The 21,241-nt window shown below is 42.4% G+C and carries 19 protein-coding genes; 17 read left to right on the top strand and 2 right to left on the bottom strand.

What is annotated here, in order from left to right; all coding sequences use genetic code 11:
- Window positions 1-293 precede the first annotated feature (293 nt).
- Together ACL6C3_RS18485 and ACL6C3_RS18480 are read right to left on the bottom strand one after the other, a co-directional pair.
- On the bottom strand, window positions 294-1,091 hold the full coding sequence (locus ACL6C3_RS18485) for a peroxiredoxin-like family protein (RefSeq protein WP_413160504.1): 798 nt from the start codon (window positions 1,089-1,091) through the stop codon (window positions 294-296).
- 159 nt (window positions 1,092-1,250) lie between these two features.
- Entirely contained in the window at window positions 1,251-1,745 is a 495-nt protein-coding gene (locus tag ACL6C3_RS18480) for an AAA family ATPase (RefSeq protein WP_413160503.1), read from the bottom strand.
- A 319-nt stretch (window positions 1,746-2,064) separates the two neighbouring features.
- Between ACL6C3_RS18480 and ACL6C3_RS18475 the strand changes: the two genes are divergently transcribed.
- The 17 genes from ACL6C3_RS18475 to ACL6C3_RS18395 all read left to right on the top strand — a co-directional run bounded on the left by ACL6C3_RS18475 (window position 2,065) and on the right by ACL6C3_RS18395 (window position 21,143).
- Complete coding sequence (locus ACL6C3_RS18475; protein WP_413160502.1) at window positions 2,065-2,691, top strand: redoxin domain-containing protein; 627 nt, start codon at window positions 2,065-2,067, stop codon at window positions 2,689-2,691.
- Between the two features lie 293 nt (window positions 2,692-2,984).
- The gene (locus tag ACL6C3_RS18470) at window positions 2,985-3,218 is read left to right on the top strand and encodes a hypothetical protein (protein ID WP_413160501.1); all 234 of its coding nucleotides are present in this window, start codon (window positions 2,985-2,987) and stop codon (window positions 3,216-3,218) included.
- Between the two features lie 598 nt (window positions 3,219-3,816).
- A complete protein-coding gene (locus ACL6C3_RS18465; RefSeq protein WP_413160500.1) occupies window positions 3,817-5,208 on the top strand; it encodes an AAA-like domain-containing protein in 1,392 nt (463 codons plus the stop codon).
- Window positions 5,209-5,242: 34 nt separating this feature from the next.
- Window positions 5,243-8,815 carry an AAA-like domain-containing protein gene (locus tag ACL6C3_RS18460; protein WP_413160499.1) on the top strand — a complete coding sequence of 1,191 codons (3,573 nt, stop codon included), beginning with the start codon at window positions 5,243-5,245 and terminating at the stop codon, window positions 8,813-8,815.
- A 97-nt stretch (window positions 8,816-8,912) separates the two neighbouring features.
- Window positions 8,913-9,590, top strand: coding sequence for a helix-turn-helix domain-containing protein (locus ACL6C3_RS18455; RefSeq protein ID WP_413160498.1), 678 nt, complete (start codon window positions 8,913-8,915; stop codon window positions 9,588-9,590).
- A 51-nt stretch (window positions 9,591-9,641) separates the two neighbouring features.
- Window positions 9,642-9,974, top strand: coding sequence for a putative quinol monooxygenase (locus ACL6C3_RS18450; protein ID WP_413160497.1), 333 nt, complete (start codon window positions 9,642-9,644; stop codon window positions 9,972-9,974).
- Between the two features lie 35 nt (window positions 9,975-10,009).
- Entirely contained in the window at window positions 10,010-11,296 is a 1,287-nt protein-coding gene (locus ACL6C3_RS18445; RefSeq protein WP_413160496.1) for a hypothetical protein, read from the top strand.
- A gap of 489 nt (window positions 11,297-11,785) precedes the next feature.
- The gene (locus tag ACL6C3_RS18440; RefSeq protein ID WP_413160495.1) at window positions 11,786-12,352 is read left to right on the top strand and encodes a hypothetical protein; all 567 of its coding nucleotides are present in this window, start codon (window positions 11,786-11,788) and stop codon (window positions 12,350-12,352) included.
- Between the two features lie 2 nt (window positions 12,353-12,354).
- Window positions 12,355-12,705: a carboxymuconolactone decarboxylase family protein gene (locus ACL6C3_RS18435; protein ID WP_413160494.1), complete on the top strand. Its 351-nt coding sequence runs from the start codon at window positions 12,355-12,357 to the stop codon at window positions 12,703-12,705.
- Window positions 12,706-12,784: 79 nt separating this feature from the next.
- Entirely contained in the window at window positions 12,785-13,402 is a 618-nt protein-coding gene (locus ACL6C3_RS18430) for a DJ-1/PfpI family protein (protein WP_413160493.1), read from the top strand.
- Between the two features lie 77 nt (window positions 13,403-13,479).
- Window positions 13,480-15,297 carry an AGE family epimerase/isomerase gene (locus tag ACL6C3_RS18425; RefSeq protein WP_413160492.1) on the top strand — a complete coding sequence of 606 codons (1,818 nt, stop codon included), beginning with the start codon at window positions 13,480-13,482 and terminating at the stop codon, window positions 15,295-15,297.
- A 24-nt stretch (window positions 15,298-15,321) separates the two neighbouring features.
- On the top strand, window positions 15,322-15,654 hold the full coding sequence (locus tag ACL6C3_RS18420; RefSeq protein ID WP_413160491.1) for an STAS domain-containing protein: 333 nt from the start codon (window positions 15,322-15,324) through the stop codon (window positions 15,652-15,654).
- A 13-nt stretch (window positions 15,655-15,667) separates the two neighbouring features.
- A complete protein-coding gene (gene glgX, locus ACL6C3_RS18415; protein ID WP_413160490.1) occupies window positions 15,668-17,827 on the top strand; it encodes a glycogen debranching protein GlgX in 2,160 nt (719 codons plus the stop codon).
- 83 nt (window positions 17,828-17,910) lie between these two features.
- Window positions 17,911-18,249 carry an anti-sigma factor antagonist gene (locus tag ACL6C3_RS18410; protein WP_413160489.1) on the top strand — a complete coding sequence of 113 codons (339 nt, stop codon included), beginning with the start codon at window positions 17,911-17,913 and terminating at the stop codon, window positions 18,247-18,249.
- Between the two features lie 165 nt (window positions 18,250-18,414).
- Complete coding sequence (locus ACL6C3_RS18405) at window positions 18,415-18,828, top strand: ATP-binding protein (RefSeq protein WP_413160488.1); 414 nt, start codon at window positions 18,415-18,417, stop codon at window positions 18,826-18,828.
- A gap of 43 nt (window positions 18,829-18,871) precedes the next feature.
- Entirely contained in the window at window positions 18,872-20,506 is a 1,635-nt protein-coding gene (locus ACL6C3_RS18400; protein ID WP_413160487.1) for a PP2C family protein-serine/threonine phosphatase, read from the top strand.
- The gene (locus tag ACL6C3_RS18395) at window positions 20,469-21,143 is read left to right on the top strand and encodes a Crp/Fnr family transcriptional regulator (RefSeq protein WP_413160486.1); all 675 of its coding nucleotides are present in this window, start codon (window positions 20,469-20,471) and stop codon (window positions 21,141-21,143) included. The genes ACL6C3_RS18400 and ACL6C3_RS18395 overlap by 38 nt, the downstream gene beginning before the upstream one ends.
- The last annotated feature ends 98 nt before the right edge of the window (window positions 21,144-21,241 follow it).

The following is a 21,241-nucleotide window of genomic DNA, read 5'->3' as shown; positions in this document are numbered from 1 at the left end:
GAAATCTCTCAAGTGACGGCTCTCAAATTCAGGGAAACCTAAATCTGGAGACAGACAGGGCAATCCTGAGCCAAGCCCGGTTGAATGACGGGGAAGGTGCAGAGACTCGACGGGAGCTACCCTAACGTGTAGTCGAGGGTAAAGGGAGAGTCCAATTCTCAAAGCTGGTCGGACAGATGTTCACCAGCAGTGGCGAAAGCTGCGAGAGGATGAAAATCCGTTGACCTTAAACGGTCGTGTGGGTTCAAGTCCCACCGCCCCCATACAGTATAACACCTTATAAAAACAAGGTTTCAAGCTTTTAACTCGGTTTGATTGGTCATAAAATCCGTCAGAAAAGATAGGGGATTACTCATATCAGCAGCGAAGCCAAGGATGGCCCGATCGCGATGTTCATAAAGTAATTCTCCCCGTTCGTTGAATAGGAAAGTCGCTCCCCGTTGGGTGAGATAGGCAGAATTGGGAACATAAGTTTTCCAGTTTGTCAAGACTTCTCCCATATTTCGCAGTCGTAAAGTGGCCAACTCAAATGGACGCTGAAAACCGCGACCACCCGCCCATCTGAAGAATGAACCTTTGAGCGGGGGTAGAGGGGGAGCTTGAACAATTTCTTCGTCGCCAATTAACTGAGGCGCTTTGGTATCACCCCGATATCCGCGAAACACTTCCGCCAAAGTACCGGGACTACCAATTCCAGCACACATCAGCATCAGGTTCAGCCAAGCATTGACACCGGGCGATAAACCCGGTAGTTTCAGGGATAGACCCGGATAGAGGTTGAGTGTTTGATGCAGTTGGGCGGTGGGATCGACAAACAAACAGTTGGCCGGAAATCCAGTATAATCACAGAATCGCTGACCGGAATTGCGATCGCCAATTCCAACCGCTCGGATTGCTATCCCTTGCATCGATAGCTGTTCGGCACGCTCCGTCAACCACCAAGCATATTCCAAGCTGTCGAAATCTCCCAGTTGTGGCAATATTAACACTAATTGCCCGGGTGAGGATTGGCAACCGCTCAAAATAGATGTTACAACTCCATCGCTGACCCGTTGGCGTTCAGTTTGACTCAAGAGGGTATATGTATTCATCAGCTACCTGTTGACTAAGGAATTAGGAAAAGAAAAAACAACTGCACATTCACCGAGTTGAAAAAGTTTCGTGAATTCTCCTCAATGTTTAATTTTACCCTAACTGATCTACAAAAATTTTCGGACTGCCTCTTGACGATACAACTTTAAAGTTTTTATTTAATCTCTTTGGTATGTGTCGATCTGAAATCCTTCTTCGGGCGTTGGAGGTTGAAAATATTGGGTAATTGCTTCAAATTCGGCTTCGGTTGTAAATGGAGAACCTTCGGGTAAACCTTGGTTTCTGATTTTTAGCTGTTGCTTACACCGTTCATCGGATGTAATAATGTAATGAAGTCGATGATTGGCTCCCACCGATTCAAATATTGAACGAAACCAATTTCGTTGATTGGGAGTATTTCCCGGAAAATCAAGAACAATTGAGATCCCTTGTAAGAGAAGATTTTGGATGTGTGGTGACAGGGTGGCTTTCAATCGAGATGAGTATTTGAGGTAATCTGAAAACTGATGAATTTCTTCTGGATAAAGTTGGGATAACCAAACATCTTCAGAAATCAATAGGGCATGATTGTCTTGAGCTAAAGTTCGAGCTAAGGTGGATTTACCGCTTGCCATTTTTCCACAGAAGAAGTGTAAAGTTGTTTCTTGATTCATTTGCCCGACCTCTGATTGATTACCTGGGGTTCTTGCCACTCAATTTTAGCTCAAGACTCGCTCAAGTTTCGAGACTCCAAACCAACAAGCGGAGTCATAATTGTTTAAACCCCGAGGCATTTCAAAGAGTTTCCAATATACTTTTCACCGGAAATTCTGGGTGTTCTCTCAGGAAAAATTCAGGATTGTATGGTTTTGATTTGGGTTGCTCAAACAAATTTATGCTCTTGAAAATTCTATACATTTTCAAACATTTTCATATAGTCTAACTGTATAAGAAGGGTTATATTGAGAATCAAAACGAGTTCAAGTTAGTTCAATGAAAATCATGTCTACCCGTCCGCAAGCCAGCCGGGAAAACATCAATCAAAGTTTTTCAAAACTTCAAGAATTTTATCGAGTCAATCCTTTCCAAGTCGGAGACCGCATTCCGAACTTTACCCTAAAAAACATTCGGGGAAAACGGATTAAAATTCAAACCCATTTAGCCAAAGGTTCAGTCATACTAATCTTTGCTCGGGGTCAATGGTATCCCTATGACAGTTTGGAACTTTGGACGCTTCAGAAGTCTTTTTTAAAAAATCTTTCAAAGCATCACCAAATCATTCTGATTTCTCCCCAACCCTCGGAAGCCTTTATAGAAACCCTAAAGAAACAGCTTTTTCGGATAGAAATCTTAATTGATGATGAATTAAAAGTGGCTCGAATGTTTGGTTTAATGCGTGAAATTTCTGCCGCTCTCGGCTCAAGCTACGAACGCTTTGGAGTGCAAATCATCAGGTCAAAAACTCCCAATAAGTTTGAAGTCATGGTTCCGGCTATTTATAAGGTTAATTCCGAACAGAAAATAATTTATGCTCGAACTGAATCGGAGAATGACATTCAATTAAAATTTCAAAACGCTCTGGTTGTTCAAGATGAAAACTATTGGCTTGAACTCATCTAAAACCCGATTAACTCCTAAAACCATCGGAAAGGAGTTGTAATGGGGTTTTCGCTACTTGTTCTGCTAAATTATCAGCTAACTCCCGAAATAATCAGGTTACAAGTTGCCGAAAATAGCCGAAAAATTGGGGCGAAGAGAATACTCCAGATTGGAGTTGAAAACGCACGCCCTTTGATATACACTCCGTTCAAAATCATGCAGTTGCCAAGATTATTTATACCCTTTTCGATAGATGAAGTCTTAACGAGATTAAGTCAAAATGAGTTAAAACTTAGCTAATGGAGGCCAACTCTATGGTTGCTACTGAAAACTCCAAGGCTGTCCGTGACCTTGAGTATGATTTGCTGGCGTTGTTAAAGAACAAGTGTGAAGCTGTTCAGATTTATAACACTTATATCCAAGACGCCCAAAATACTGACTCTGATGCTTGTGTGGAACTGTTCAAGAAATTGCAAGAGCAAGAGTTAAACCAAGCTTCTGAAGTTCGTCAGCATCTTCAAGAAGTAATGCAGAAGGGTAAAATGTAAGCCTTCTCGATAGTCAAGGTTGGTCAAGCCGTCATCGGTACACTGGATTTCAAATCTAGTATACCGATGATTCGATCTTTTGTCGCTCACTCCCCATAATTCTCAGGAGCGGGTTGGACTGAATTGTTGAATTTTTCACGGTTGGAAAACGGCAAAATCATTCTCATGGTTTGATCGAAGCTCGACAAACTCTGAGAAACGCTATTTATAAATCATACCACATAAATCGCCAGTAAAAAAGAACAAAATTTTAATTAAAAATAATAGTTGTTATGACTCGGGGGAGAGAGTTCAGTATTGGATCTGAAATTGGGTTGATGTTCATCGTCGGACGCGGATCGGTCTAACAATAAATGTCGTTGATTAACTTTTCAGCAGACTTGCTTTTCTCGCTCAGGTAAGTCTTTAAGTCAAGCTGCTCATCTGAGAAGAACTCGTTTGAAAGAGACTCAAGCCTGAAAGTTCACCGATGTTGATGTGTCTGGCAACAGCAGCGATCGCGTTCTTTTGGAGAAATGTGGGGCTAGCAATGGGGTCAAAGCACTTTTAGAAATGTTAGGCTAAACTCGAGTTTACTCTCTGTGGATCGGATTTGACCATGACTCAAAATCTTAACGGACAACTCACCGATGAAGAAGTCTTAACAATCGTGAACACTGTTGTATTACCCAAACGTCTAAATTCCATTCAAGAGATTGTATTACGCTTGTCTTTGTCTGGAAAAACCTACGAAGAAATTGCCATGTCGTCCGCTTATAGTATACAACATATTCGAGATGTTGGCTATCAGTTATGGCAGCTTCTTTCCGAGATTTTAGATGAAAAAGTGACGAAAAAAAATGTACAATCTGTGGTGATGCAACGGTTGTCTGAACTTGAAGATTTAGAACCCAAAAAACGGGTAAAATCTTCTCGGTTGAAAATGGAAAGTTTGGGGAAGACCCCCTCGAATGTTCACGAAGAAAATCCCAAGCATCCCGGCGGGTTAATTCCCGTTAATTCTCCGCTTTATATTGAACGTCCTCCCCTCGAACAGCGCTGTTACGAAGAAATTTTAATTCCGGGAGCATTATTAAGAATAAGAGCGCCCAAACAAATGGGAAAAACATCTTTAATGACCCGAATTTTAGCCCACGCCAGCACCCAAGGTTATTGTACGGCAAGGTTAAATTTAAGTCAAGCGGATCGGGCTATTCTTGCAGATTCGGATAAATTTTTGCGGTGGTTTTGTGTCAATGTCAGCCGCCAGTTAAATTTGGAACCGCAAGTTAACAATTATTGGGATGAAGATTTGGGGAGTAAAGTAAGCTGCACAACCTATTTTCAAGGGTATATTCTTCAGCAAATTCGGCGTCCGTTGGTTTTGGCATTGGATGAAGTCGATTTAATTTTTGAGTTTCCCACCGTTGCACAGGACTTTTTACCGTTATTGAGGTTTTGGTACGAAGAAGCCAACAATTTGGAAATTTGGCAAAATCTCAGACAAATTGTGGTTCACTCCACCGAAATTTATATTCCCCTCAACCTGAATCAATCTCCTTTTAACGTGGGAGTTCCCGTTAAGTTACCGGAGTTTACTCTAGAACAAGTGATCAAATTGGCGGGTTGTTACGGGTTGAATTGGTGTAGAAAAAATCCGACTAAAAATGCTTTGCAGTTGATGGAATTGGTGGGCGGACATCCTTATTTAATTAGTTTGGCACTTTCCCATCTTTCTCAAGAAAATTATACCTTAGAAAAACTTTTAGAAGAAGCGCCGACACCGACGGGGATTTACGGCCATCATTTGCGGCGACACCTGAACGCAATTCAGGAAAATTCCGAGTTAAAAACCGCCATTAAACGGGTTGTAACGGCTTCTGAAAGTGTAGATTTGGAGTCTATTGTTGCCTACAAGTTGGATAGTATGGGATTGATAAAAATGAGTCAAAATAAAATATATCCCAGTTGCGAACTGTATCGGCTTTATTTTCGCCAACAGCTTGATTAAACCATTATTTAACTTCTATCCTGTTAAAATAACGATGAAAAATTATAGATATCAAGTTGGCGGAAGTCTGAAAGTTACGGACCCAAGTTATGTTGAACGAGAAGCCGACAGCGAACTTTATGAAAGTTTAATTCGGGGGGAATTTTGTTATGTTTTTAACTCCCGACAGATGGGAAAATCTTCCCTGAGAGTCAGAATAAAACACCGACTTCAACAGGAGGAATTTTGTTGTGCGGCGATTGATATTACCAGTATTGGTAGCGAAAATACAACCGCAGAACAGTGGTATAAAGGCATTGCTTCCGAACTGTGGCGGGGGTTCAACCTTTTGGGGATTGTTAATTTTAAAAGTTGGTGGGGAGAACAGGAAGGAATTTCTCCGGTACAGCGATTAAGCCGTTTTATTGAAGAAGTGATTCTGGCGGAGATTGAAAGCCAAAAAATATTTATTTTTGTCGATGAAATTGACAGTATTTTAAGTTTAAACTTTTCCATTGACGATTTTTTTGCGGTGATTCGGTACTGTTACAACCAACGGGCGGAAAACCCAATTTACAACCGTTTAACCTTCGCGTTGTTTGGGGTTGCAACCCCTTCAAATTTAATTCAAGACCGAAATCGCACCCCGTTTAATATTGGCAAAGCGATTGAACTGCACGGCTTTCAATTTCGGGAAGCCCAACCCTTAGCGAAGGGATTGGAGGGAAAAATTAAGAATCCCAAAGCCGTCCTGAATATTATTTTAGATTGGACGGGAGGACAACCTTTTCTAACCCAAAAACTCTGCAAACTGGTGTTAGAATATGCGGAACGGGGAGAGTGGGAACGCCCCGAAGTAGAAAAGCTTTCATCGGTTCTCAATCCCCCATCAACCCCCAGTTTTCCCGAGACAACATCCAAACCCTCAAAATCGACTCAACAAATATTTCGGAAAGCAAAAATTGCGGCAATTGTTCAAAAAAATATTCTTGAAAATTGGGAATCTCAAGACGAACCCGAACACCTGAAAACTATTCGCAACCGTTTGTTAATGAACGAACAACGCGCCGGGAGACTGTTGGGACTCTATCAAAAAATCTTGCAGCAGGGGAGTATTTTAGCCGACGATAGCGGCGAACAAATTGACTTGCTGTTATCGGGTTTGGTGGTGAAACAGCAGGGAAAACTGAGGGTTTACAATCGCATTTATGAAGCCGTTTTTAATCAAGTTTGGATAGATAAAGAACTGGCAAAACGGCGGCCTTATTCGGAAGCAATTTGCGCTTGGATAGAATCAAATTCTCAAGACGAATCCCGTTTGTTGCGGGGAAATGCCTTAGAAGATGCCCAAGATTGGGCGAGAGGAAAAAGCTTGAGCGACATCGATTATCGGTTTCTCGCCGCGAGTCAAGAATCCGAGAAAAAACAGGTACAAAATGCTTTAAATACCGCCCAAAAAGCCAACCAAATTTTATCGGAAGCCCAACAAAAAGCCAAGCGAACGATTCAACGGGGATTGGTGGGATTGGGAAGCATTTCAATTCTCGCCGTCGCCTTACTCGGACTCGCCGCTTTTCTCGCATTTCAAGCCACCCAACAAAAGCGACAAGCCATAGAAAATCAAATTTCGGCTTTAACTCTTTCTTCGGAAGCTTTATTTAAAGCCAACCAAAATTTTGAGGCATTGTTAGAAAGTTTAAAAGCCGCTAATTCCCTGAGAAAAAATCCTTGGGCGAACAACAATATAGACCTGAAAACTCACGTAAAAACCAACTTGCAACAAACCCTAGATTGGGTGAGGGAAAAAAACCGTTTGGAAGGACACGAAGATTCGGTGATGAGTGTAAGTTTTAGCCCCGATAATCAACAAATTGCTAGCGGGGGACGGGATGGAACGATTAAATTATGGGGAAGAAACGGCGAACTTCTGCACACGTTGCGGGGTCATCAAGATTCGGTTTGGAGTGTTAATTATAGTTTCGACGGTCAAACTTTAATTAGCGCCAGTCGAGACGAAACCGCCAAACTTTGGAGTCGCGATGGAAAATTATTAAAAACTTTGCGGGGTCATCAAGCTTGGGTGGTTGACGCGGTTTTTTGTCCGAATTCGCGAGAAATTGCAACGGCGAGTTGGGATGGTACCGTGAAACTTTGGACGCTGGAAGGGGAACTGATAAAAACGCTTACGGGTCACACGGGAGGGGTTTTTGATATTAGTTTTAGTCCCGATAATAGCGTGTTTGCAACCGCAGGACGGGATGGTACTGTTAAACTTTGGACCCCCGATGGTCGCCTGATTCGCACGCTTAAAGGTCATCAAGATTGGGTGTTTACGGTGAGTTTTTCTCGTGATGGTAAAACCCTCGCCAGTGGAAGTCGAAATGGTGAGGTAAAATTGTGGAGTCGCGAGGGGGAATTATTAAAAACATTTTCCGCCCACCAAGCGGCAATTTTTCGAGTTCGTTTTACGCCGGATAGCCAAACTTTGGCAACGGCGAGTTGGGATACAACGGTTAAATTGTGGAATTTGGATGGAGAAGAACTTCCGATTCAATTTAAACATAATGATGCAGTTTGGGGATTAAGTTTGAGTGAGGATGGAATATTGGCAACGGGTGGGGAAGACCGCACGGTAAAATTGTGGCAAATTGAAAGTAATCGGGTTCAAATTCTGCGAAGTGATGATACCGCAGTTAGGAGTGTTGAGTTGAGTCAAGATGATAAAATATTGGCAACGGCAAGCATGGATATGACGGTAAAATTGTGGAGTCGCATGGGTCGAAGGTTACGAACTTTGCGGAATTTTGATTCGACGGTTAGAAGCGTGAGTTTTAGTCCGGACGGTTCAATGTTGGCGACGGCAACCTGGGGAAAAACGGTTAAACTTTGGAGTATTGACGGGGAAGAACTGCGCCAGTTTGAAGGACATCAGGCGGCGGTTTGGGATGTTGTTTTTAGTCCAAAAGGTGATAAAATAGCATCGGTTGGTGAAGATAAAACTGTTAAAATATGGAGTATTGAAGGGGAATTAATTAAAACTTTGACCGGACATCAAGCGGGGGTTTTTACTGTGAGTTTTAGTCCGAATTCTCAGTTTTTGGTTTCGGGAAGCGAAGACAAAACTGTTAAACTTTGGACGGTGAATGGCGAACTTTTACAAACGTTTTCGGGTCATTCGGATTGGGTGATTGGGGTGAATTTTAGCCCCGACAGCCAAGAGGTAATTTCGGTTTCCCAAGATGGCATGGTCAAACGGTGGAATTTGGCGGGTGAGGAATTAAGTTCTTTTCAAACTTTTGACGGTTTAATTACCGGGGTTGGCTTCAGTGCGGATGGCGAAAAAATTGCTTTGGCTTATCGCGATGGTATGGTAAAATTGTGGAGTTTAAGGGGGGAAAGATTGCAAATTTTGCGGGGTCATATGTCGGCGGTTCGGGATGTGAATTTTAGCCACGATGGTCAAACTTTGGTGTCGTCGGATGCTAGCGGACAGGTGATTTTTTGGAATTTAAAAGTTGATTTAACTGTAGAAGAATTGATTGCCCAAGGGTGCGATTGGGTCGGGGATTACCTGCAAACCAACCCCAACGTGTCGGTTCGGGATTTTGAATTTTGCGAAGAATATTAATCCGACGTCAAGATCCGATCTTTTCCGATCTTTTCCGACAGACATCGCCAAAAGTTGCGCTTAGGCTGTTATACAGAGTGGTACATCTGAAATCGCCATGAACAATCAGGCCAAGACAAAAGCGCAACTTCTCGATGAACTCGTCGCCCTGCGTCAATCTCTAGCCCAGGTGGAAGCGTTGGAAAGCCAGCTTCAGCGCAGAATCGGGGAAGTTTATCGGATGGTCGGAAGCGAAGCGACTGAGGCTAACTGCCAGGGTTTGCAATCCCGTTTGCCGCAGCCGTGGGTTTTGAGTCCCGTTTCGGCAGACTCTAGCCTTGCATTCCCCATTTCATCGGTTCAGGTTCGGGGAGAAGGTACACCAAGAGCCATCATCTCACTTGACAAGAATTTACCACAAAATCCCCAAAAAAGTCAAGAACATTCAATTTTTGCCTTTCCAAAGCATCAGCAACTGAACCCAATCTTTGAATTTATTGAAGCAAATTATCATCGGTCTATCAGCTTGAATAAAATTGCCAAAACCTTCAATTATTCGGCGGCTTACCTCACCAGTTTGGTGCGTCGGTTAACGGGAAAAACGCTTTATCAGTGGATAGTGCAACGGCGAATGTTTCAGGCGCGTTATCTGTTAATTTCCAGTAATTTCTCTGTTCGGAAAATTGGGGAAGCCGTCGGCTATTCCGACCCCGGACATTTTATTAAACAGTTTACCCAATTCCATCATCAATCCCCTCAAAGTTGGAGAAATAGTCAGCGTCAAGCGGCATCTTAAACCGAAAATCTCTCATTTCAATTGTTACTACAAACCTTAAAATAGTTTACCATGAATTCAGCCAATTCTAGCCAAAAAATCACATTGGTTTTAGCCGGACGCTACAAAATCAAGCCCGAAAAACGGGAACGATTTTTAGAACTCGCCAAACCCGGACTCGAACAAACCCCCAAAGAACCCGGAAATATTAGTTATTTCCTTTACGAAGATATTGAAGATTCAAATTGCTTTCTCTATTTTGAAGAATGGCAAGACCGAGACGCCCTAAAGGAACATCTTCAACAACCTTATATTACCCCGCTAATTAAAGAAATTTCAGAACTATTAGCCGAAGATGCGGATGTCAGAATTTATGATATCGAGAAATTGACCTACGGACTTTAATTCACTTCAACTCAATCAATCCCCAACTTCAAGCTATGCTAAATCTAGTTGACCTTTTTGACGAAAACTTTTACTTAGAAACAAATCCAGATGTCGATGATGCTTTAAGTCGGGGTATTATTTTAAATAGCCTAGACCACTATCTCCAGTTCGGTCAAATTGAAGGACGAAACCCCAGTTTATTCTTCGATCATCAATTTTATTTGGAAACAAATCCCGGCGTTGCTGAGGCGGTTGAACAAGGTCGATTAACCGCAGTTGAACACTTTATCCAATTCGGTCAGTTTGAAGGACGAAATCCCAATCCCCAGTTTATTACTACAACTTATTTGCTGGAAAATCAAGACCTTGGCGAAGCACTTGAAAATAATTTAGACCTGACTCCGTTTCAGCATTTTGTTGAATTTGGCATCGATGAACGTCGGACTTTTGCTCAAGATTTTATTGGAACTCAATTTGATATTGTTGTTACCAGTGCCGCCAACAATGGTAATAGTGCGGCGTTGCGGTTTGACGGGCTAACCGGGCGATTTATTGGAGAATTTCCCATTGGAGGAGGACTTACAGATCCCCGAGATATTGTGTTAGAACCTCCCGACCAATCAACGGTTTTAATTAATAGCGGCGACGATAATGTTTTGCGGTTTCAAGCCAGTGATGGCAGCTTTATTAATAGCTTTATTGAGTTTCCCAACTTAAACGGAGGGGGTGCAGTTTTCGGACCTGATGAAAATTATTATGTTGGTGCGCGATCGCTGGGAGCTATTTTACGATTTAACGGAGAAACGGGGGAATTTATTGATGAATTTATCCCCTCGGAGGCTGTTGATTTTCCCCGGGGTTTCGTGTTTGGTTCGGACGGAAATTTTTATTTGGGAAATGGTGCAGATCCCGCAACGGGAACCGGGGGCGGTTCAATTAATCAATATGATGGTTTGACCGGAGAGTTAATCAATTCTAACTTTGTAAATGACCCCGAACTTAGTCCTTTAGATGTTATTAATGGATTGGATGGCAATCTTTATGTTAGCAGTGAATTTCCCTTTGGAAGCGATGAGGCAACCGGAACCGTTCGGGTTTATGATATTGACGATGGCACATTATTAAATGTGTTAAATGCGGGAGTTGATGAAGGGGGAGAAGCTTTATTAGAAGCGCCGAGAGGAATGGGTTTTGGTCCTGATAATCATTTTTATGTTAGCAGTACCGGAACCGGAAGTGTCGTTCGTTTTGATGGGATAACGGGAGAGTTTATTGATGTTTTTATTGAATTTCCAAATTTGAATGGTCAGGCGTTAAATTTTGTACCCAGCATCGACTAAATATTTCTGATTTTTTCCTTTCAGCCAAGACAAAACTAACTCTATTATGGGCGATATATGTTGTAGGGGCGGGTTCAGTAAAAATCTGCGTATCCCATCAAGAACCTCTATAAACTCCCCTTACTGTTAACTGAAATCAGTTGATTAATTCTGTTGTGGCGTAGGGCGGCTTTATCTAAACTTTTGCTCGTAGACAGAGATCTAGGCAGAACCCGCCCCGACAAAAATATTATTGATTGAACGGACAGAATTTATGCTCTGTTCGCTTGATTAATTTTGTTGTGGTGTAGGGCGGGTTTATCTAAATTATTGATTGGAAACAGAGATCTAGGCAGAACCCGCCCCGACAAAAATATTATTGATAAGACATATTAGGTGTCTTTTTTTTGCTTCAATATCAAAACTTTTTCCACTGGGACTTAAACTTTTTCCATTGGCATCTCTAATTTGAGCGAATATTCTAGAAATATGAACGCGAGGAAAATTGAAATGATGCGAGTTAACTACTACAAAGAACTATCGGCAGACTATTCTAGACCCGGATTAATTTCCGAAGACATGAAACGGCAACTCATCGAACTCGGCGAGAAAATTGTCAGCAAGAAAGAAGCCACCTTACCCGAAATTAATGAAGATTACACCCTCGAACAAATCGAGAAAGAAAATAAAGAATGGTGGCCGACTCACTGCGAAGCTTTGAGACAGGGACGGGGCGATATTCTCACCGATGAATATCGAGAAGATCTCGTTTATTTTTGTCAAGACGGCCCCTATAGAGGCTTGGAACAACAACAAGAACGGGAACAACATTGGTGGGCGTTAATTGCTCAACCCGGCGTTACAATGGTGTGGCCTATTGTCATGTTTTACGCCGAACATACCTTTTTTGAATGGAAATGTTTGGACAACGAAACCAACGAAACTATCGCCAAAGGAAATGTAACTTGGGTTCGTCGCGGACACCGGGGAGGCTGTTATCTCAAAACCGAACAATTAACCTTTTATCGGGACGTTTTTGCACCCGAAAATCTGTTAAAACTTATCAAGGTAGCCTAACCATGACTGACAATAAAGCGTTTAAAAATGCGGTTCTCGATGACCAAAATTTGCAAGCGGGTTTGAACAGTATTAACCCCAAATTCGGAGATTTTTGTACTCGGGTTGCGGGGGAAGCTTGGGGACTTCCGTTAATTGATCAGAAAACAAAAGCCTTGATTACTATTGCAATTGATGTTGTTAATCAAGACCAAACAGGGCCGGGAAATCCCTTTGGCGCTCACGTAAAGATGGCAATGCAGCAAGGCGCAACCCGCGAAGAAATTGAAGAATTATTGCTGTTTATGTGCGTTTATGCGGGCTTCAATAAAGCCGCCGGTTGCTTTGGAATGCTGAACGAAATTTTAGGTTAAACCTAACGTAGGGGCGTATGGCATACGCCCAACAAAACCTCGAAATTTAGAGTTAACATCTATCAGGATTTTTGGCAAAATGACCACAGAAAAAAAAGGAAAAATAGCGGTTATCGTTGAAGAACATTTTGACGAAACCGAATATCGAAGATTCAACGAATTTTTTCCTGAAAACGGCTACGATGTCGAATATGTTTCAAACCTTTGGGGACAAAATAGCCTAACTTTTAAGGGAAACGACCACGAAGAAACCGTTACCGTCAGTATTGATTTTAACGATATTAAACCCTCCGATTATCGGGGAATTATCCTCATTGGAGGCTATGCAATGGATCGGCTGCGGTATCAAGTTAAAGTCAAACCGGGTCAAAAAAATCAATCTCCGGCGGTTGAATTTCTTCGGAAAGCCGTTCAAGAAATGGATATAAATCATCTAAAAATCGGTACAATTTGTCATAGTTTGTGGCTGTTTTGTGCCGACCCCGAACTGATGAAAAACAGAAAAGTTACCTGCGCCCACAATATTATTTGTGATGTTGAAAATGCGGGAGCAACCATCATCTACGAAAACGGAGAAACCGCCACAACTTATATTGATGGGAACTTAATCACCGGGCGACATCCCGGCGTTGTTGAAGAATTTATGCGGGTTTTCTTACAAGAATTAAATCAGAAAGCGGCGGTTTCAGCAACTTGATAAAAATCACCGGGTAGGTTCGGCCTACCCAAACCAACACTTCAAACCACAGTAACAATTGGGAGGATATTTTAACCATGAATGCGGTCAGTTTTCCAACTTCCGATTTAGTCGCCGGATACATCACCTATTTTGATTCCGAACAGGATAAATTCGGGATAAAAACATCCGATGAGCGAGAAATTCACGCCAAATTGAGTTTTATGACCTATGCGAAATTGATTCAAAATTTGGATGAAGCCTACCCGGATGCAACCGGAACCATGCGTTCAATGTTAGTCCCCGGACGCTATTTATATGCTTACGGAGTGTTTTACCCGGATAGTCCTTTATTTGATGTAAAATCTATTGTTTTTGTCGGACGAACAGCCGATGATTATATCTTTGAAAAACCCAATTGGTGGGTCGATCAAGCCCGTTCTCTGGCGAACTTTTACTTGAAAGCCCAGTTTGGAGACGGGGAAATTAACTATCGCCGATACCGAACTTTTCTCAACTTGTCGGGAATTCGTTCCGAGGTTAATTTTAGTCAAGAAACCGATACCATTTCCCGTTTGGTCTACGGGTTTGCCAGCGCTTTTATGTTAACCGGTGAAGATCGATTTTTGGAAGCGGCAGAAGAAGGCGTTCAATATCTGCGAGAACACATGAGATTTCTCGACCTTGATCATAAAATTGTTTATTGGTATCATGGAATTGACGTTCAAGGCGAGCGAGAATTTAAAATTTTTACCTCAGAATTTGGGGATGATTATGATGCAATTCCCGCCTACGAACAAATTTATGCTTTAGCCGGCCCCGTTCAAACTTATCGCATCACCGGCGACCCGCAAATTCGAGAAGATGCAGAATTAACCATTAAACTGTTTGATGATTTCTTCCTCGATAAAAGCGAATATGGCGGTTATTTTTCGCACTTAGATCCGGTAACGTTAGACCCGAAAAGTGAAGCTTTGGGACGAAATAAAGGCACGAAAAATTGGAACTCCGTTGGCGATCATGCTCCCGCTTATTTGATTAACCTTTGGTTGGCGACGGGCGAACCCAAATATGCGAAAATGTTGGAGTATACTTTCGATACAATTGTCAAAAGATTTCCCGATTACGAACGCAGTCCGTTTGTGCAAGAACGATTTTTTGAAGACTGGTCTCACGATACAACTTGGGGATGGCAACAAAATCGGGCGGTTGTCGGTCACAACCTCAAAATTGCCTGGAATTTAATGCGAATGAATTCCCTCAAAGACAAGGATGAATATGTCGAATTGGCGACAAAAATCGCTGAAATAATGCCCGAAGTGGGAAGCGATCGCCAGCGGGGGGGTTGGTACGATGTTGTTGAAAGAATCTTAAAAAAAGGCGAAAAATATCATCGTTTTGTTTGGCACGACCGCAAGGCTTGGTGGCAACAAGAACAGTCAATTCTTGCTTACTATATTTTAGCAGGAACCTTGAAAAAATCAACCTATCATCGCCATGCCCGAGAAGCCGCCGCCTTCTACAATGCTTGGTTTTTAGATGTGGAAGATGGGGGCGTTTATTTCAACGTTTTAGCCAATGGAATCCCGTTTTTAGCCAGCGGAAATGAACGGGGGAAAGGGTCCCATTCCATGAGCGGTTATCACTCCATTGAACTGTGCTATTTGGCTGCGGTTTACACCAATTTACTGGTGACAAAACAGCCGATGAACTTCTATTTTAAACCCATTCCCGGCGGATTTCCTGATAATATCCTGCGCGTTTCACCGGATATTCTTCCCGCAGGTAGCATTAAAATAGGTTCGGTGGAAATAGACGGCGAACCCCACACCGATTTTGATGCCCACAACCTCACCGTTAAACTTCCCAAAAGCAAAGAACGGGTCAAAGTCAAAGTGCAAATTGTTCCCAACTAAAACCCCGAACAGGAGAAACCAACCATGAACATTAACACCCAACAAATAGACGCGGTAAACGTTATCGAATTGGCGGGAGATATTGACACCAAAACCGCCCCCGATATCACTCAAAACGTTCTGTCATTGGTGAAACCAGAAAGCCAAATTTTAATTGATATGAGTCGGGTTGAATATATGTCCAGTGCTGGCTTAAGAATGTTACTGTCTTTGTACCGAACTGCAACCGCCAAAGATGCCAAAATTGCCCTCGTTGGACTGTCGGAAGACCTGCAAGATACCATGTCAATTACCGGATTTCTGGACTTTTTTAAAACCTTTGATAGCCTAGAAGCCGGAATCAAAGCGTTAAAATAATCGCCCAAAAACCATGATTAATACCACAAACGAAAGCCAACAGATGAAGATTGAACGCATCGATATTCATCCCACCCATACTTACGATAACTTTAAACTTCGACGGGGAAAACCTTTTCCCTTTGGCGCGACTTTAGTACCCGGAGGCGTGAATTTCTCTATTTTTTCCTCCCACGCCACCGCCTGCACATTAGTTTTATTTGAAAAACACGGCGCCGAACCCTTCGCAGAAATCCCCTTTCCCGAAGAATTTAGAATCGGTCATGTTTACAGCATGGTTGTGTTTGATTTAGACTATGAAAATCTGGAGTATGGCTATCGGATGGACGGGCCGTTTAACCCCCAGGAGGGTCACTGGTTTAACAAACAGAAAATCCTTCTCGATCCTTATGCAAAAATAATCGGAGGTCGCGATATTTGGGGAACTCCTCCTAACTGGGATGATATCTACCACCACCGGGCGAGAATTGCCTTTGATGATTTTGACTGGGAAGATGATAAACCCCTAGAAATTACCGCAGAAGATTTAATTATTTATGAAGCCCATGTTCGCGGCTTTACTCGCCATCCGTCTTCGGCCGTCAAAGAGAAACATCGGGGAACTTTTGCCGGAATTCGGGATAAAATTCCTTATCTCAAAGAACTCGGAATAAACGCCATTGAACTAATGCCAATTTATGAGTTTGATGAGTTTGAAAATTCCCGCCCCCACCCCGAAACCGGCGAGATGCTGATGAATTATTGGGGCTATAGTACCGTCGGTTTTTTCGCGCCCAAAGCCGGTTATGCCGCAACGGGTCGGTTGGGAATGCAGGTGGATGAGTTCAAAAGTTTGGTGAAAGAACTGCACAAAAATGGTATCGAAGTCATTCTCGATGTTGTCTTCAACCATACCGCAGAAGGCAACGAAAAAGGCCCCTATATTTCCTATCGGGGACTCGATAACAAAACCTACTATATGTTGACGCCCGAGGGATATTATTTTAACTTTAGCGGGTGCGGAAATACGCTTAATTGTAATAATCCAATTGTCAGAAATATGGTGTTAGATTGCCTGCGATATTGGGCGAGCGAATATCATATTGATGGGTTTAGATTTGATTTAGCTTCTATTCTCGGACGAGATCCTTGGGGTGCGCCGCTAACGAATCCCCCGCTATTAGAAACTCTGGCATTTGATCCGATTTTGGCTAAGTGTAAATTGATCGCCGAAGCCTGGGATGCGGGGGGATTATATCAGGTTGGATCGTTTCCCGCTTTTGGGCGCTGGGCCGAGTGGAATGGCCAATATCGCGACTGCATTCGTAAGTTTTTAAAAGGTGATTCTGGCATTGTTGGAGAGATGGCACAACGCTTACAAGGTTCTCCCGATCTCTACGCTTTTTCGGGTCGAAGTCCGGCGACTTCAATTAATTTTATTACCTGTCACGATGGCTTCACTTTGGCGGATTTGGTTTCTTACAATTCCAAACATAACTATGCCAATGGCGAGTACAATAACGACGGCGCAAATGATAATTATAGCTGGAATTGTGGGGCGGAAGGTTGGACGGAAAACGACGAAATTAATCAACTCAGACGGCGACAAATGCGAAATGCCATTGCAATTTTGCTCGTCAGTCAGGGAACGCCAATGTTATTGATGGGGGATGAAATCGGACGTTCTCAAAATGGCAACAATAACACCTATTGCCACGACAACGAACTCAGTTGGATGAATTGGAATTTGCTAGAATCAAATTCGAGCTTGTTTCAATTTGTCAAAAACTGCATTGCTTTTCGCCACAAACACCCGGTTTTGAGAAATTCCCACCATTTGCAAAATCAAGATTATCTGGGTAGCGGCTACGCGGATATTACCTGGCACGGCACCCAAGCTTGGAATGCGGACTGGTCAAATGAAAGCCGTATTTTAGCCTTTATGCTGTGCGGAAAACACGCCAGACGGGGAAGCGTTGAAGATGGCGATATTTATGTTGCGATGAATATGCACTGGAAAAGCCATTGGTTTGAACTTCCTCAACTTCCCGCCCATAAAAAATGGTGCGTTTTTGTCAATACCGGATGTCAGCCCCCGGAAGATTCTTGGGAACCCGGAACCGAACCGAAATTAGAAAATCAATCGGGATTATTGGTCGGCGATCGCAGTGTTGTCATTCTTGTTTCTCGGTAATTTTTACCTCAATTTTGCCCCAATTTACCCTCTATTTTACCTCAAAATTATCACGTTTGCAACCCTAAAACCCGGAGAAAACTATGGCTTTTACAGCAACTCTAGAAACCCTTGAAACCTCGGCAAAAATTACCCTATCGGGAGAACTTGACGCGAACGCAGCCCCGGAATTTAAAGCCAAAATTGAAGAAGCCGCCCGTCAAAATTTGCAACGGTTAGTTTTGGTCATGAAAGATTTGGAATATATGGCAAGTGCGGGGCTGAGAGTCCTAATTTTTGCGAAACAAAAAATGGGGAAAACGGTTGATATTTATCTGGTTGGGGTTCAAGATAGCGTCAAAGAAACCCTGGAAAAAACCGGATTTCATCACAGCGTTATTCTGTTGGATGAATACGAAACTGACAAACTAGAATCCGCCTAAATTTCCCCAATCCTCCCTTTAATCCCCCCTTGATCCCCCCTTAAAAAGGGGGGTGGGGGAGATAAGGGGAGCGGAAAAAGTTGCATGATTAGAAAGAAATGGTATCAACCCAAATTCATTCATCAAAATTTCAAGCTTTATTTGGCTAATTTTAGCAAATTCAAAATGGAACCTCTAGTCGTCCCCGGAACTTTAGAATATCTCGATAAAATTGCTCAGTATGTTCTCTGCGCTTCCAAACGTGCGAACTTGGGAAAAAAAGCCTCAAAACTTCGTCTCGCCGTTGATGAAATTGCTACCAATATTATCCTTCATGGCTACCAAAATGGAAACCAAGAAGGAACGATTAAAATTAGGGCAAATCTTGACGAACACACCTTAACAATTTATCTCGAAGATACCGGAACTCCTTTCGATCCAACCGCTCATCAGCATCCCGAAAACTTAGATAAACCCCTAGAAGAACGTGCTTTGGGCGGACTGGGAATTTATCTGGCTCGCGAAAACGTCGATGAATTTCTCTATCAGCGAATTCATAATACAAATCGAAATATTTTGGTGATGAATCGACCGCAATAATCAACCCGTTAACAGCAATAATTATAGCATAAATTAGCCGAAAATGTTCAGATATTTTTCTCTATCCCAAGCCCGTTTATCTCGCCGAGTTGTCATGGTTGTCTTTGCGAGTATTGTCATCATTGAAGGGATTGTACTCATTCCCTCCGTCATTCGCCGCAGACAAGAATTTTTCAATCAAATTGAAGAAGTTTCGGCGGGACAGGTTAAAGTTCTCATCCGAACTATTCCCCCCAACGATTCCGAATCAAAATTTTTTAGACGTATTAAAACCCTAGAAGATCAACCGATTCACTTGATGGGAAAACTGACCCATCGAATTGTCGGAGGCGTACTTTATCAAGCTTCTAGCGGGAAAGTTATTGGAACTTTTGGAGAAAAACCCAAGCTATCTTACACCCAAGTCAGTCAACAAGAACCCATCATGTTGTTCGATGGGAATCGCTTTGATGCGGCTTGGACTCCGAGTAGCATGATGCAAGATTATATCCTGATCTTTCGCCACGATGTTTCGACGGTCGATCAAGAATTAAGTGCTTTTATTTTGCGAATTATCGGGCTAGTTTTAATTATCTCTCTGTTTGTCACTCTCGGCGTTTGGGTCGCTTTAAATCCCCTAGTCATTACCCCAATTTTAGACCTGAGAAAAGATTTAATTAAAGCCGGGGATGCCATCAAAAAAGACCTCGACCCGCCCGATTTTTGTTCGATGAAAAATAACCGCCCGGACGAGTTGGGAGATGTAATTCTTGATTTTAATCTCATGTTTCAGAAAATCACACAAGCCATCAGCGATCGCAAAAAAGCAGAAGCCGCATTACAAGAAAGTTTAACTCAAGTTGAGGCCTATTCTCAAGCCTTAAATAAAGAACTCGAAACAGGTCGAGAAATTCAAAGAAACTTCCTTCCACCAGAACTTTTACAGAAATCAGGATGGGAAATTGCCGCCTTTTTTCAACCCGCCCGACAAGTCGCCGGAGACTTTTATGATGTGTTTGAATTTCCCGAAGGTTCCGTCGGTTTGGTGATTGCCGATGTCTGCGATAAAGGCGTCGGGGCGGCGTTATTTATGGCTTTATTTCGGAGTTTAATTCGGATATTTTCAGCCCAAACAAAACTCAGAGGTTCTCCCTCAAAAATTCTCGACGATCACCAACCCATTAACGGTTGGATTGGCGAATCAACTTCGATGAATTTGACTCACTTAAACGCCCTGCAAGCGGTTTGTTTAGCTAATAATTATGTTGCCGAATATCACGGAGATTTGGGAATGTTTGCCACCCTTTTCTTTGGGGTTTTATGCCCCTGTACGGGTTTATTAACTTATATCAATGCCGGACACGAACCCCTGTATATTCTCAATTCAGAAGCCGGAATTCGAGAGTCGCTCACCTCCACCGGGCCGGCTGTTGGGATGTTGCCCGATCTGAAATTTAATCTCGCTCAAACTTACATTAAACCGGGAGAAATTTTAATCGGATATACCGATGGTGTTCCCGAAGCCAGAGCGGTAGATGGTTCATTTTTTACCGGAGAAAAGTTGCTCTCTATTTTGCAAAAAAATAATAATTCTGCCGAAAATTTGGTACAAGATATTTCCGATAGCGTTCAACACCATACGGGCATCGCCGAACAGTTTGATGATATTACAATGTTGGCAGTTCGACGAACTCTCTAATTTACAAACGGAAGAAGCAATCGTGAATCTATTAAATATTGATAGCCTTCCCCCCGATTTAAAAAAGGCAGTAAAAATCAAAAAGTTAGTTGGCGAACAGAAACTTTTTTGGCAAGGAAATTCCGCATCTTTTTTCTTTGTCGTTCAAACTGGACGCTTCAAAGTTATTCGGTTTAGCAATCCCAATCATGGCATTTTGCTGAATTTCGCCAAAGCCGGCGATTGTTTGGGTGAAACCGCTTTATTTTCCGAAGTTTATTCTTGTACGGCAATTTCAGAAATAACTTCAGAAGTTATTATTTATCCCAAAACGCTATTATTATCCAGCTTGCACGATTATCCAGTTTTATTCGAGAATTTAATTAAGATGTTGATCAAAAAAAATCATCATCTTAAATTCCGTTTGGAGTTGCAAAATATTCGCTCTGCTCATCAACGCTTGCTCAAATACTTACATTACCTGGCTCGTTCCAATAACTCTAAAGTTATAACCTTTGATCAACCTTTGAAAGAAATCGCTGCCGAGTTAGGCTTTACCCCAGAAACGCTATCAAGAGCTTTATTGCGATTGGAAGCGGAAGGACTAATTACCCGTTCAAAGAATACGATAACCCTACAAAAATTTTTTGTTGCTTGATCTAAATCAAGCCATTTCGGTAGGAAAAAACACGACATATTTTTCGAGCAAGCTGTAAACTATCTCCTGAAAGGATGAACGATAAAACCTCCTGAAAA

The sequence above is a fragment of the Capilliphycus salinus ALCB114379 genome, assembly GCF_047276495.1.
Taxonomy (GTDB): Bacteria; Cyanobacteriota; Cyanobacteriia; order Cyanobacteriales; family Microcoleaceae; genus Capilliphycus; species Capilliphycus salinus.
Note: the sequence above shows the minus strand (reverse complement) of the source record. Positions and strands in the feature narration are given on the sequence as shown.